Source organism: Listeria monocytogenes (assembly GCF_900187225.1).
Taxonomy (GTDB): Bacteria; Bacillota; Bacilli; order Lactobacillales; family Listeriaceae; genus Listeria; species Listeria monocytogenes.
On the sequence record NZ_LT906436.1, the window covers coordinates 653188 to 666567 of the forward strand.

Sequence of the window (13380 nt, forward strand, 5' to 3'; positions counted from 1 at the left end):
ATGGGTGTGAAAATCGACTTCTTGTCTATTTCAAACATCAATGTAAATACTAAAGAAGATGCGATTCTACAATTAGTGAATGTTTTAGAAAAAGCTGATTATTTGGCAGATAAATCACTTTTTGAACAAGATATTTTAGAACGCGAACGAACATTATCGACATATATTGGACACGAAATCGGCTTGCCTCATGCCCAAAGTAGTGGCGTAAAAGAGCCTTGCGTCGTTGTTGGGAAATTAAGTAAGCCTGTGAAGTGGACTGAAGAGGAAGAATTTGTCCAAATTGTATTTTTGATCGCGGTTCCTAGAGATAACCAAAATAATTTACATTTAAAAGTACTATCCAATCTAGCAAGACTATTAATGCATGAAGATTTTCGAACAAAATTAAGTAAGTTAGACGACATCGCAACAGTGGCACTATTAAACAAAAGTGTGAAGGAGGATAACTAAATGAGAACTCTTAAATTTTTGCAAAAGCATTTGATGACAGCAACTTCTTATATGATTCCATTTGTCGTAGCTGGGGGGATATTGTTTGCGCTATCCGTTATGTTGAGCGGACAAGCTGCCGTTCCTGATGCGGGCTGGTTAGCAAAACTCAACCAAATTGGTGCAGCAGGCCTGGCTCTATTTATTCCGATTCTTGGTGGTTACATAGCATTTAGTATGGCAGATAAGCCTGGGCTTGCACCTGGGATGATTGGCGCCTACTTAGCAAACGAAATTGGTGCAGGATTTATCGGAGGTATTATCGCTGGTTTCTTAGCTGGTTTTGTCGTAATTCAATTAAAGAAAATTAAATTAGCACCTTCGATGAGAACGTTAGGATCCATTTTCATTTATCCATTACTTGGGACTTTGATTACGGGTGGAATTATCGTCTTCCTCATTGGAGAGCCAATATCAGGTTTTATGGATTGGATGACAAATGCGCTAAATAGCTTATCAGGCGCAGCAAAAGTTCCGCTAGGCGCACTTCTTGGTGCGATGATTTCCTTTGATATGGGAGGGCCTGTAAATAAAGTAGCAGCAACATTTGCACAAACCCAAGTGGATACACTCCCTTATTTAATGGGTGGAGTTGGTGTAGCAATTTGTGTACCGCCAATTGGTTTAGGCGTAGCAACACTTCTGTTTCCGAAGAAATTTACTCGTGTAGAAAAAGATTCGGGAATTGCAGCACTTTTGATGGGAAGCGTTGGTATAACAGAAGGAGCAATTCCTTTTGCAACAGCAGATCCATTACGGGTCATCCCTTCAATTATGGTTGGTTCGATTGTAGGTAACGTTTCGGCTTTCTTATTTGGTTGTTTAAATCATGCGCCTTGGGGTGGTTTAATCGTGTTACCTGTAGTTGATAATCGGATTGGTTACATTGCTTCTATTGCGCTTGGGGCAGTTGTGACGGCAATTATGCTCCGAATTTTGAAGAAAGATGCTACAGAGCTTGACGAGGCACTGGAGGAAGGGCAAGACATAGATGACTTAGATATTAATTTTGAAGACATTTAGAAAGGATGATAACAATGAAAATAGTAGCAGTAACTTCATGTCCAAGCGGTGTGGCACATACGTATATGTCAGCAGAATCACTCGAACTCTCCGCAAAAAAAATGGGCGTCACTATTAAAGTAGAAACACAAGGCTCCTCTGGTATCGAAAATAAATTAACTGCAAAAGAAATTGAGGAAGCAGATTGTGTCATTATTACAAATGATGTCGAAATAAGGGAAAGCCAACGATTCAAAGGGAAAAAAGTGGTCAAAATGAGCGTTTCAGAAATCATAAAAAAATCGGACGCGCTAATTAAAAAGTTACAAACCATGTTCGAATGAAATCAGATTTTAGGAGGAAAAATTAATTGAAATTACCAATAAAAAAAGCAGTAGAAGCACTTTTGAAATTACAAACAACAGGGGATAGCGCTACACTTATCGGCGTTGGACCAATGTCTCGCAATCTTTTACAAGCAAGTTTCGAATTAGCGAAGGAAGATGATTATCCGCTTATGTTTATCGCTAGTCGTAATCAAGTAGATGCAGACGAACTTGGTGGCGGATATGTTAATGGCTGGAACCAATTTAGTTTCATTGATGCAATTAAAGAAGTTGCTAAAGAAGTGGATTTTGATGGGCTATATTATGTTTGTCGCGATCACGGGGGACCTTGGCAACGGGATCAAGAGAGAAATGATCACTTACCAACAGAAAAGGCGATGGAGTTAGGAAAAAAATCTTATATAGCGGATATTGAAGCTGGCTTTGACTTATTAATGATTGACCCAACCAAAGACCCTTTTGAAGTAGGAAAAGTTATTCCACTGGAAACTGTACTGGAAAGAACGGTTGATTTAATTGCATTTTGTGAGGAGGAACGAAAAAAACGTGGGCTGCCAGAAGTCGGTTATGAAGTTGGAACGGAAGAAACAAACGGCGGGCTAACTTCAACAGAAACGTATGAAAAGTTCATTACGCAATTAAAAGTGGAATTAGAAAAACGCGATTTACCATTACCGACTTTCATCGTTGGGCAAACAGGGACATTAACTCGTAAAACCGAGCAAGTAGGTCACTTTAATTTCAAAAACGCCTATGATTTAGCGCAAATGGCAAAAAAATATGGTGTCGGTTTGAAAGAGCATAATGGCGATTATCTTGATGATGTAACGCTTTTAGAACATATTCCATCAGAAATAACAGCAACCAATGTAGCACCACAATACGGAACAGAAGAGACTCGCGCGTACTTGAAACTAGTTGAGTTAGAGCAAAAATTAGTAGAGAATGGTTTAATCAAAACTCCTTCTAACGCACGGGAAGTTTTACTCATTCAATCGATTAAAAGTGAACGCTGGCGCAAATGGATGTTAGATGGTCAAAAAGATATCACTATCAATGAAATCATGCAAGATGATGATTTATCACTTGAAATCCTAGATATAGCAGGTCATTACACATTCAATGATGCAATGGTTAAGAAAGAAATCAACACATTATATGCCAATTTAGCTGCGAATAATATTGATGGAAAACGCTTTGTTATTGATCACATCAAACGCCCTATCCGCAATTACTCCGAATGTTACAATTTAAAAGGAGCCACAACTCGAATTAAACAATTAGCTAAATAATATAGAGAGTCTAAGCGTTTTGCTTAGACTCTTCCTACTTTTTCGATTTAATGGTAGAGTAAAAGGAGTGAATTTTGCAGGAGGAAATGATGATTAATTTAATTTTTGATATTGATGATACAGTTTATGACCAACTAAAACCATTTGAAAACGCATTTAAAACTGTTTTTGGAAAAGCAGACCACCTGAAAATCGAAAATTTATATATTAAAAGTCGATTTTATAGTGATGAAGTTTATCACCGCGTTGTCCGAGGAGAAATGCCGAAAGCAGAAATGCACGTTTATCGGATTACGCAGGCACTAAGCGATTTTGATTACCAAATTACGAAAAAAGAAGCAGAAACATTTCAACACGCCTACGAACAAAACCAACGTAAAATTGAACTTTCACCGGGGATTAAAGAAATTCTCGCATGGGCTAAAAAGAACGAAATGACGATGGGGATTATTACAAACGGACCAAAAGAACATCAACAACATAAAATAAATGATTTACAAATCAATGATTGGATTCCAGCCGAGCACACTTTTATTTCTGGTAAAGTCGGTATCGAAAAACCAGACAAGAAAATATTTAAGCTAGTAGAAGAACAAATAGGTATTAACAGCGCGGAAACATATTATATTGGTGATTCTTTTGAAAATGATGTAATTGGTTCAAAAAGCGCGGGATGGAAATCTATTTGGTTGAATAGACGAGGACATTTGAGACCAACAGAGGCAGCATTTCAGCCAGATTATTGTGTTGAAAATGAGCAACAATTATTCGCAATTTTACAGGAGATATTTTAAGACCTTTTTCCATTTTGGGAAAAGGTTTTTTAGTTATGAATTGACACTTTTGACTATAAGAGATATTATAGAGTGGTTAAGTCTTTAATTAAGAAGGTGAAAATATGAAATTTTCCAAAGCAACCAATTATGCGCTACATACGATGGTTTATTTAGCTAATTTGTCACCAGAAAAGTCTGTCGGTGTGAAAGAACTTGCGACCAAGCAAAATGTGTCGCCAACTTATCTATCTAAAGTTTTGACGATGCTAGTAAAAGCTAGTTTCATTGAGTCAGTAACGGGCGTCAATGGTGGGTATAAGTTAGCGGAACCAGCGAGTAGTATTAGTTTTCTTGATGTCATTCAAGCGATTGAAGGGAAGGGCGCCTTTTTCCATTGTGACCCTAAAAACCACAGCGAAAGCCAGCCGCACTGCTTGATTGGCGAAGTGATGAATAAGGCAGAGCAACAAATGGAAGATTATTTAAGCAAACAAACAGTAGGTAGTATTGTCGTAGAAATTGAAAAACATCAACATTAAAGGAGTGCTAAAAATGAAACATCATCATAATCATCACGGGGAAGCTGGATTTAAACGGAAAGTAGATTATTTAGATCGGCCAGAGCGGAGTGAAGTGCTGTCGCCAGAGGATTTTTTGCAGGCAATGCCAATCGGAAAAACAGCAAGTATTTTAGATTTAGGAGCGGGAACAGGATTTTTAACAATTCCAGCTGCAAAATTGGTTGATAATACAGTTTTTGCATTAGATTTAGATGCGAAAATGTTGGAATTAATTGAGTCGAAAGCGAAGGAAGCGGGTTTAGCTAATGTAGAAACGTTAGAAGCCAGCATGGATGATATTCCACTTGAGGCAAATTCCGTGGATGTTGTGCTCGCATCGCTCGTGTTACATGAAGCAGATTCGCTCGCGGATGTTCTGCGTGAAGTGAGTAGAGTTGTGAAAACTGGCGGCTACTTTGCTAGTTTGGAGTTTGATACGAAAGGGACTGATTTGAAAGGTCCGCCAATGGAAATTCAGATTTCTGCGGAGAAATTGAAGGAAGAACTTGCGGGATTTGGGTTTGAAGTGGTGAAAAATTGGCAGTTGGACGAGGGAATGTATGTGAGTATTGCGGTGAAGAAGTAACAGCAAAAAGGTTCACGTCTAAAAATAGCAATCAAAGCTATTTTTAAGCGTGAACCTTTTTATTTCTACGGAGAAACGGGGATTCGAACCCCGGCGCGGCATACACCACCTAACAGATTTCGAGTCTGTCCCCTTCAGCCGGACTTGGGTATTTCTCCATGTTGATATCCAATGTTTCGAGGATGTTTGAATTTATTTGACTATCAAATCAATTTCAACAGATTTTATTTTAGCATAAAATTAGGAAAAAGAGAAGCAGTGGAATCTTTCTTTTTCTGCGTGACATGGGTATAAATATTAAACATTATTTGTATATCGGTGTGCCCTAATCGTTCTTGTTTTTTAAGTGATGTATTTGCTTCAAACTGTAGAGAATCCGTGAGTGTGGCGGAAATCCGTGACAAGTTATTTTTTCAGAGTCACTACGATATTTAAAACAGTTATCTAACCATGCGTATATTGAACTAGGAAAATAATAATTTTCTTCATTATTGAATAAGATTTGAACTTCATCCGATCTCAAAATAGGATGATTCTCATGTTGATAGTTTTTCCATTTCTTAAAAGCATCGATTGTAGAATAATCTATACTAATATATCGCTTAACAGCTTTTGTTTAAGTTGTGTTTACTAAAATGTGAGCATATTTCACCGTGTGACAAAGTTTTGTTGACATATAAGCATTTATTATTTAAATCTACATCCTTCCACGTGAATGCTAAGGCTTCGTATTTTCTTGAGTTAATGAAAGCTAAATGATTGAAAAAGTATACTTGGAATGTTGGTATGGCAAAAACGATTGGTATTACACAGCAAACTACTTCTTGAAATGAACGAAAACTATTTAAGTGAAAATTATTACATATAAAATTGATGAGAGTCAATAATCTTAAAATTTGATGAATAATTATACCGATTTATTCATTTGATAGTTATTGATTATGATAAATAATTAAATAAACAAGGAATTTTTATAAGGTAAATAACGCATATTTTGAATAAATTTGAATTTTTTGTGACGACTAGAAACAGGGATGTATAAATTGTGAATAGTTACTCATTCTGAATATTATTTCGTGAACAAAAAACATAATGGTACACAAAATGTGTAAGAATGAATCTAAATAAGACGCATTTTTGACCGTTCACGACAAGAATCGGACATTTCATTACATTTTTGGTTATACATAGCCTTTTCATGCTAATATTTTTTTGTTACTAAAATAAAAGGAGATGGACATATTGAAAAAAATTGCAGCTATTTTTATTTTTAGTTTAGCAGTTTTGCTAATACCTTTAAGCGGCAAAGCAACTGTTGAAAAAAGTTTGGATTTAAGCGGAACAACATGTGTCACGAATGAGGAGCAACTTGAAATACAAGATTTTGTTGACTCATCTAAAGAAGCTAGAGAGAAGTTTGTTGAGGAGTATAATGAGGCACATCCTGAGGATCAGGTGGAAAATACGGAGCCAATAATTAATCCTATAGAAAAATAGGCACCTAGACTTTTGAAAAAAGTGGTTGGAGCAGACAATAGAGTAAAAGCAAATGTAAATAATTCTCCATATAAACAAATAGGCTATATGGAAATGTCATTTAAGAAAGGCAATAAAATGGTTTGGTATGTTGGGACAGGAACAATTATCGGAAGCAATAAAGTCTTGACTGCAGGACACAATTTGTATGATAAGAGTACTAGATCGTGGGCAAATGGAGTTATTTTTCAGCCTAAAATGAATAATTGGGTATCCCCAACATATGTTACTAGTTCTAAATTACATGTACCTGTAAATTGGTCGTCAAAAGGAGATAGCAATTATGACATAGGTGTAGTTACTTTATCTAAATCGGTTAGTAGTTATGGTTCTTTAAAATACAGAGTGCCAACGGCTAACACTACTTTATTTTCAACTATATCTGGATATCCAGGGCAGAGTCCTAAAGCTGGCTCACAATGGTATGGAAATGGTAATGCACTTATTACCAACCAAAAAATTTCTTACTCCATAGATACAACAGGGGGACAAAGTGGTTCTCCGATAATTAACGATGGATCAATTATTGGTGTTCATACATTAGGGAGTTCAGCAAATTCAGGAGTTAGAATAACTCCTGCTTTAAAATCTTTTATTGATGGAGCAAAATAATGAAAAAAATTATCAGCTTAATACTGTTATTATTAATTTTAACGGCTTGTTCAAATGATCCCCAAAAAGAGTCTAGTGTCGAAGCTAACGGGATAGTAGAAAGTGTCGATGGTTACTCAATAGTAGTTAATAGCTTTAAAGAAAATTCAAAAAAAGTTACCGCGGATAAAGGTGAGAAAATTTATTTTGATATAGAAGATAAATATTATAATGAGGAAGGCAAGAAAATAAAACTCTCCGAAATTAAAAGAAATGATAAAGTACTTATTGAGTTATCAGACGATTATAAAATACAAGAAACTTATCCAGGGAAAATAGACTCAATGGATGTAATAAAGATTATTAAATTGAATAGTTAAATTTATATTAAGCAAATGATAATATAATAAAAAATAAGTGTGTTACATTAACCTGTTTTGGTGAAGTAATATGCTTGTTTTTTAATTCCTTTTATTCTTGATTCAAGGAATTTTTGTTCGTTTTTTAGTGATAGGAGAAAAAATTTATGATTTATTAGATGCTTTCAAAAGCAATTGGGCAATAGAAATACTTTGTTTAAAGAACGATTACCATATGTGATACAAGTATGTATTTCCTGTGCATTTGGATCATGAAAGAAACATGGTTCAATTACAGCGATTTGACGAACGTATAATTGACTTTAATTATAGAAAAGTTTGTTTTCTGCGATGTTATGTTGTAAAATCCTATAGCTTTAAATAGCCATTTCAAAGGCTTGTAAAAATTTATAGAAACCGACAAAAGAAAAACTTTTTACCTCCTTCAGCCGGACTTGGGTATTTCCCCACTATGACATAGAATGCTGACAAGAAGTATTGTATAATTGTAATAACGAAAATATCAGCGTTTTTATAAAAGGAGCGGTCTGGATGGAAAGAAAATTGATTCAGGAAATTAATTTACTAGAAAATAAAAAGTTGGTTATGAATTTAAATATTGTGGCGATTGCTATTGTACTCATATTAACTGTTTTAGGAATTGTCTTTTCAGGTGGTTTTGCAATTACGAATGGTTTTATGGGGATTATTTGGATGTTTGGTGGTTATGCAGTAGCTATTGTTCTTCATGAAGCCGTACACGGGATTTTCTTTAAAGCATTTCGTCCAGAAGCAAAAGTGAAGTTTGGTTTTAAAAATGGGATGGCTTATGCGGGAAGCCCGGGAGCATTTTATACGAGAGCACAATTCTTTATTATATCGATTGCGCCATTTATTGTTCTTACGGGTTTATTTATTTTTCTACGCTTTCTCGGGGTGAATGAAGCGGTTCTATATTTGATTTTTGCGCTACATACGTCTGGTTGTGTCGGGGATTTCTATTACTGTATTCTCTTGATTAATCAGCCGGCTGGAATCGTTGTGGAGGATACGGATAAAGGCATTAATTTTTATTCAGAAGGTTAAGCTTGGTAACGATTACAACAAAGTGTTAGAATAAGGATATACTTTTAGAAAGAGGTGCTTGGTTTGAAACGAATAACAATTGGAAATAGCGCTTTAACAGCTTCAGAAATTTCGCTAGGATGTATGAGAATGGCGGATCTTAGTAAAGAGGATGCAAACAAAGTAATTAATACAGCACTTGAAAATGGTATTGATTTTTTTGATCACGCGGATATTTATGGCGGCGGTAAATCAGAGGAAGTCTTTGCTGATGCGATTGATATGAATGCAACAATTCGTGAAAAAATGATTCTTCAATCAAAATGCGGAATTCGTCAAGGATTCTTTGATTTTTCAAAAGAGCACATTATTGCTTCTGTGGAAGGTAGCTTGAAACGCCTGAAAACAGATTATTTAGATACACTTTTACTTCATCGTCCGGATACACTTTTCGAACCAGAAGAAGTAGCTGCGGCTTTCACAGAACTGGAAAAAAGTGGAAAAGTACGTCATTTCGGCGTAAGCAATCAAAACCCAGGTCAAATTGAACTACTGAAAAAATACGTAGACCAAGAATTAATCGCCAACCAACTGCAATTTAGTATTATGCATACGGGCATGATTGATACTGGTTTTAATGTGAATATGACAATTGATCCTTCGCTTGACCGTGATGGCGGCATTTTGGAGTATAGTCGTTTAAACAACATGACTATCCAAGCGTGGTCCCCGTTCCAATATGGTTTCTTTGAAGGAGTTTTCTTAGATAATGACAAATTCCCTGAATTAAACAAAACAATCGACAAAATCGCTGCTGATAAAGGTGTAACCAATTCAGCAATCGCCGTTGCGTGGATTCAGCGTCACCCAGCAAGCTTCCAAACAGTGGTTGGTACAATGAATCCAGGAAGAATTGCTGATATTGCAAAAGCTTCTGACGTAACACTTAGTCGCGAAGAATGGTACGAAATTTACCGTGCGGCTGGAAACCAATTACCTTAATGAAAACAGACACTTGAGCATTTTGCTCAAGTGTTTTTTTGTGTATTAGACTGATAGTGAATTTCATTCTCAATTAGAATATAATTTTATCAATTAGTTTGATATGCCATTAGAAAAGTGCTATAATGACAAGTGAGTTAAGGATGTATATCTTTATAGTTATTTATAATAATTATTGTTTAATCTGTTTTTCGCGGTTGCGAAAGCAGATTTTTGTGTTTTTTAGGGTAATGGGAATCATTATCATTTGGAGAGGATGAGCATAATGAAAGATTGGATGAAGCAGAATTGGCAATTTATTACGACAGGTATTAGCGGAATTTTGATTGTGATTGGCTGTTTGGTCGGTAGTGATGTTGGTGACTTTTGGACAGCGGTTATTTTCCTAAGTGCTTTTGTTATTGGTGGTTTTGAGCAAGCTAAAGAAGGTATTCAAGCAACTATTAAAACAAAGAAGTTAAACGTGGAGCTTTTGATGATTTTAGCGGCTACCGGTGCATCGATTATTGGTTATTGGTTTGAAGGGGCCATACTTATTTTTATTTTCTCGGTTAGTGGGGCATTAGAAACGTATACGACGAATAAAAGTAAGCGCGAAATCACGAAATTAATGGCATTTCAACCAGAACGAGCTTTTCGTTTACTTTCTAATGGGGATTTAGAGGAAGTTGCTGCAAAAGAGCTACAACTGGATGATATGGTCTTCGTTCGGCCGGGAGAAAGTGTTCCAATCGATGGAGTGATTGTTCGCGGCTCAACCACATTAAATGAAGCAGCCATTAATGGGGAATCTGTTCCAGCAACGAAAACTGTTGGTGCGGATGTGTTTGGTGGAACGGTCAATGTAAGTAGCGCTATTACGGTTAAAGTAACACAAACATTTGAAAATACGATTTTCAGTAAAATTATTCGTTTAGTAGAAACTGCTCAAAGCGAACCGTCTAAAACCGCGCGTTTTATTGAACGATTTGAGGATGTTTATGTAAAAGCAGTTCTATTATTTGTGTTAGTAATGATGTTCTTACCTCATTTTGCACTAGGGTGGTCGTGGAATGAAACCTTTTATCGCGCGATGGTTTTATTAACAGTTGCATCACCTTGTGCGCTAGTAGCTTCTGTAACGCCTGCGACTTTAGCGGCAATTTCTAACGGTGCGCGTCACGGTATTTTATTTAAAGGCGGCGTACACTTGGAAAATTTGCGCGGTGTAAAAGCCATTGCATTTGATAAAACGGGAACTTTGACAAATGGAACGCCCGCACTAACCGATCGACTATTCGCCGAAAATGTTGATAAACAGTTAGTAATCAATGTGGTTGGAGCGATGGAACGACAATCTTTACATCCGTTAGCTGCGGCAATAACACAAGACTTAGAACCGGAAATCACCGAAAAGTTAACGGAAATAGAAGTGACGGATGTACCTGGTTGGGGAGTTCAAGCGATTTATCGAGAAGGGAATTGGCAAGTTGGAAAGGCTGGGTTTGTTGGGAAAGAAGCAGCGGCAGCATTTTCAAATGGCGCATTTGAACGACTTGCAAGTGAAGGGAAAACGATTGTTTATGTAGCTAAAGACGGCGTAATTCAAGCCATGTTTGCTCTTAAAGATACATGTCGTCCTGAAGCTATTCGTACGATCAAAGCCCTTCAAGCAAAAGGGATTAAGACTATTATGGTGACGGGCGATAATGAGCAGACAGGTGCGGCAATTCAAGCCGAACTAGGGATGGACTATGTCGTTTCCGGTTGTTTACCTGAGAAAAAAGTGGATGTGTTAAGAGAATTGTCGGTTACTTATGGCAGTGTGGCAATGGTTGGCGATGGAATTAATGATGCCCCGGCACTTGCACATGCGGCTGTTGGAATTGCAATGGGCGAAGGTACAGATATCGCAATGGAAACAGCCGATGTTGTCTTAATGAAAAATGATTTAGAAAAAATCCCCTACGCTTACACGCTTTCGGAACGACTTCACTGGATCACCTGGCAAAATATTTGTTTTGCGATTGCTGTAATTCTTGTTTTAATAACGGCTAATGTTTTCCAACTAATCAATTTACCATTCGGGGTTGTGGGACATGAGGGAAGTACTATTTTAGTTATTTTAAATGGTCTTAGATTGCTTAGATCTAACCGGAAAAAGTGATAAATTTGACTGCTTGTCTATTCCTAGTCTAAGATAGATGAGCAGTTTCTTTTTGTGAAAAAAGGGGTATTACATGTTAGATTGGAGATGAGTGCATGAAAAAAATCAACTGGACACAATGGATCGCACTATTTGTTTTTGCGTCAATGGGGATTTCTGTCGTTTTTACTATTTATGAAATTTTTACAGCACCAGTAAAGCAGCCGGCAACCGGACCGCATGTGACGTTACGAGGGGATTATATATTTTTACTATTTGAAATTATATTAGGAATTTTTATTTTGTTGCTCCCTTCGATTATTGCACGACGCTTCAAATTTGAAATACCTGGTCTTGTGTATATTTTGTTTATTGTTTTTCTTTACGGCTCGATTTACCTTGGTACTGTTCAAAAATTCTACTCAACCGTGCCACATTGGGATAAAATTTTACATACTTTTAGTGGGGCGATGCTCGGAGCGATTGGCTTTTCGTTCGTCAGCTTACTAAATTCTAATGACAAAGTGGTCATGAAACTTAAACCGGGCTTTATAGCTGTATTCGCGTTTTGTTTCGCTGTGACAATGGGGGCTTTCTGGGAAGTGTATGAGTATACTTTTGATGGGATAATGAACTTAAATATGCAACGTTATAACCTATCAAACGGAACACCACTCACTGGCCGCGCCGCACTGGAAGATACGATGACAGATATTATTGTGGATATTATTGGCGCACTGTTTATCGTTATCGTTGGCTACTTTGCACTTAAAAAAGGCCGACCTTGGATGGAACGCTTTGAATTTAAACGTAAAAATTGGAAAAAAGAACCAAAGAAAAAATAAGAGCAAAAAGCATCTCCGCACGTGGAGGTGCTTTTTTAGTTGCACAAATACGCCAACAAATTTGGGTCTCTGAAACAATTGACTGGCTCGTGGAACTTTTCTACACTTAAAATGAGAAGAAAACTTTTGAAGGAGTGAGGAAATGTTTTTAGATACGGGGAATTTAGAGGAAATAAAGAAAGCGCTTCAATTTCCGTTTTTTGAAGGTGTAACCACTAATCCGACCATTTTGTTAAAGGAGAATAGACCGAGAAAAACGCATATTGGGAGCATTCAAGCAAAAGTTGTTTTTGTTCAAGCTGCTGGGTTAACGGAAGAGGAAATTTGGGAAGATGTACTTCGAATTCAAGCAATTGAACCAGCTGAAGGTACGGTAATTGGGTTAAAAATTCCAGCCCATGAAGCGGGGATCAAAGTCATCGCAAAAGTTCGCGCTAATTTTCCCAATGAAATCATTTTAGCAACAGCAATTTTCTCATCGGAACAAGGTTATATTGCGGCGCTCTCTGGGGCAGATTATTTAGCGCCATATTATAATCGCATGGAAGTAAGTGGATTAGACGCAGCAAAAACAATAGAAGAACTACGATACGTGTTAGATTTGCAAGGACTAGAAGATGTGAAAATTATGGGAGCAAGTTTTAAAAATAGTCGTCAAATTATGCAAGCATTAGCTAGTGGAGCAGATACGGTTACCATCGGTTACGACTTGTTTTTACAAATGATGAATAAACCTTTAGCGCTTGAAAGTATTGAAAAATTTAATGAGCATCATGCAGCTTTACCAAAATAAACAAAAGAA

At 36.8% G+C, this 13380-nt stretch carries 13 protein-coding genes, 1 tRNA gene and 1 pseudogene; 14 read left to right on the forward strand and 1 reads right to left on the reverse strand.

The features are described 5' to 3' along the window. The 7 genes from CKV70_RS03230 (at nucleotide 1) to CKV70_RS03260 (ending at nucleotide 5055) form a co-directional block, all read left to right on the forward strand. The gene (locus CKV70_RS03230) at nucleotides 1-453 is read left to right on the forward strand and encodes a PTS sugar transporter subunit IIA (protein WP_009931475.1); all 453 of its coding nucleotides are present in this window, start codon (nucleotides 1-3) and stop codon (nucleotides 451-453) included. Beyond that, a complete protein-coding gene (locus CKV70_RS03235) occupies nucleotides 454-1515 on the forward strand; it encodes a PTS fructose transporter subunit EIIC (RefSeq protein WP_003722829.1) in 1062 nt (353 codons plus the stop codon). A gap of 14 nt (nucleotides 1516-1529) precedes the next feature. After that, a complete protein-coding gene (locus CKV70_RS03240; protein WP_003722830.1) occupies nucleotides 1530-1838 on the forward strand; it encodes a PTS fructose-like transporter subunit IIB in 309 nt (102 codons plus the stop codon). A 26-nt stretch (nucleotides 1839-1864) separates the two neighbouring features. Then, nucleotides 1865-3133: a class II D-tagatose-bisphosphate aldolase non-catalytic subunit gene (locus tag CKV70_RS03245; RefSeq protein ID WP_003722831.1), complete on the forward strand. Its 1269-nt coding sequence runs from the start codon at nucleotides 1865-1867 to the stop codon at nucleotides 3131-3133. 89 nt (nucleotides 3134-3222) lie between these two features. Beyond that, complete coding sequence (locus CKV70_RS03250; protein ID WP_014600596.1) at nucleotides 3223-3927, forward strand: HAD family hydrolase; 705 nt, start codon at nucleotides 3223-3225, stop codon at nucleotides 3925-3927. Nucleotides 3928-4031: 104 nt separating this feature from the next. Beyond that, nucleotides 4032-4448 (forward strand): Rrf2 family transcriptional regulator, encoded by a 417-nt coding sequence (locus CKV70_RS03255; protein ID WP_003722833.1) that lies wholly within the window; start codon nucleotides 4032-4034, stop codon nucleotides 4446-4448. Nucleotides 4449-4461: 13 nt separating this feature from the next. Further along, nucleotides 4462-5055 (forward strand): class I SAM-dependent methyltransferase, encoded by a 594-nt coding sequence (locus tag CKV70_RS03260; protein WP_003722834.1) that lies wholly within the window; start codon nucleotides 4462-4464, stop codon nucleotides 5053-5055. Between the two features lie 68 nt (nucleotides 5056-5123). Here the strand turns inward: CKV70_RS03260 and CKV70_RS03265 are convergent. Further along, nucleotides 5124-5213 (reverse strand) — tRNA-Ser (locus CKV70_RS03265). A 1075-nt stretch (nucleotides 5214-6288) separates the two neighbouring features. Between CKV70_RS03265 and CKV70_RS03275 the strand changes: the two are divergent. From CKV70_RS03275 to CKV70_RS03305, 7 genes and pseudogenes are all read left to right on the forward strand, one after another. Continuing rightward, nucleotides 6289-7203, forward strand: a pseudogene (locus CKV70_RS03275) (trypsin-like serine peptidase). Next, complete coding sequence (locus tag CKV70_RS03280; RefSeq protein WP_003732618.1) at nucleotides 7203-7562, forward strand: lipoprotein; 360 nt, start codon at nucleotides 7203-7205, stop codon at nucleotides 7560-7562. Before CKV70_RS03275 ends, CKV70_RS03280 begins: the two are co-directional and overlap by 1 nt. Before the next feature lie 531 nt (nucleotides 7563-8093). Beyond that, nucleotides 8094-8627, forward strand: coding sequence for a DUF3267 domain-containing protein (locus CKV70_RS03285; RefSeq protein WP_012951338.1), 534 nt, complete (start codon nucleotides 8094-8096; stop codon nucleotides 8625-8627). Between the two features lie 63 nt (nucleotides 8628-8690). Beyond that, complete coding sequence (locus CKV70_RS03290) at nucleotides 8691-9608, forward strand: aldo/keto reductase (protein WP_003722839.1); 918 nt, start codon at nucleotides 8691-8693, stop codon at nucleotides 9606-9608. A 265-nt stretch (nucleotides 9609-9873) separates the two neighbouring features. Then, nucleotides 9874-11754, forward strand: coding sequence for a heavy metal translocating P-type ATPase (locus CKV70_RS03295; RefSeq protein WP_014600597.1), 1881 nt, complete (start codon nucleotides 9874-9876; stop codon nucleotides 11752-11754). 95 nt (nucleotides 11755-11849) lie between these two features. Beyond that, entirely contained in the window at nucleotides 11850-12578 is a 729-nt protein-coding gene (locus tag CKV70_RS03300; RefSeq protein ID WP_003722841.1) for a DUF2238 domain-containing protein, read from the forward strand. Nucleotides 12579-12720: 142 nt separating this feature from the next. Next, nucleotides 12721-13371: a transaldolase gene (locus tag CKV70_RS03305; RefSeq protein ID WP_003732614.1), complete on the forward strand. Its 651-nt coding sequence runs from the start codon at nucleotides 12721-12723 to the stop codon at nucleotides 13369-13371. Nucleotides 13372-13380 lie beyond the last annotated feature (9 nt).

Coding starts and splice junctions, on each gene's coding strand:
- CKV70_RS03250 (WP_014600596.1), top strand. CDS start 3,223: ATGATTAATTTAATTTTTGATATTGATGATACAGTTTATGACCAACTA.
- CKV70_RS03305 (WP_003732614.1), top strand. CDS start 12,721: ATGTTTTTAGATACGGGGAATTTAGAGGAAATAAAGAAAGCGCTTCAA.
- CKV70_RS03260 (WP_003722834.1), top strand. CDS start 4,462: ATGAAACATCATCATAATCATCACGGGGAAGCTGGATTTAAACGGAAA.
- CKV70_RS03280 (WP_003732618.1), top strand. CDS start 7,203: ATGAAAAAAATTATCAGCTTAATACTGTTATTATTAATTTTAACGGCT.
- CKV70_RS03230 (WP_009931475.1), top strand. CDS start 1: ATGGGTGTGAAAATCGACTTCTTGTCTATTTCAAACATCAATGTAAAT.
- CKV70_RS03295 (WP_014600597.1), top strand. CDS start 9,874: ATGAAAGATTGGATGAAGCAGAATTGGCAATTTATTACGACAGGTATT.
- CKV70_RS03255 (WP_003722833.1), top strand. CDS start 4,032: ATGAAATTTTCCAAAGCAACCAATTATGCGCTACATACGATGGTTTAT.
- CKV70_RS03235 (WP_003722829.1), top strand. CDS start 454: ATGAGAACTCTTAAATTTTTGCAAAAGCATTTGATGACAGCAACTTCT.
- CKV70_RS03300 (WP_003722841.1), top strand. CDS start 11,850: ATGAAAAAAATCAACTGGACACAATGGATCGCACTATTTGTTTTTGCG.
- CKV70_RS03285 (WP_012951338.1), top strand. CDS start 8,094: ATGGAAAGAAAATTGATTCAGGAAATTAATTTACTAGAAAATAAAAAG.
- CKV70_RS03240 (WP_003722830.1), top strand. CDS start 1,530: ATGAAAATAGTAGCAGTAACTTCATGTCCAAGCGGTGTGGCACATACG.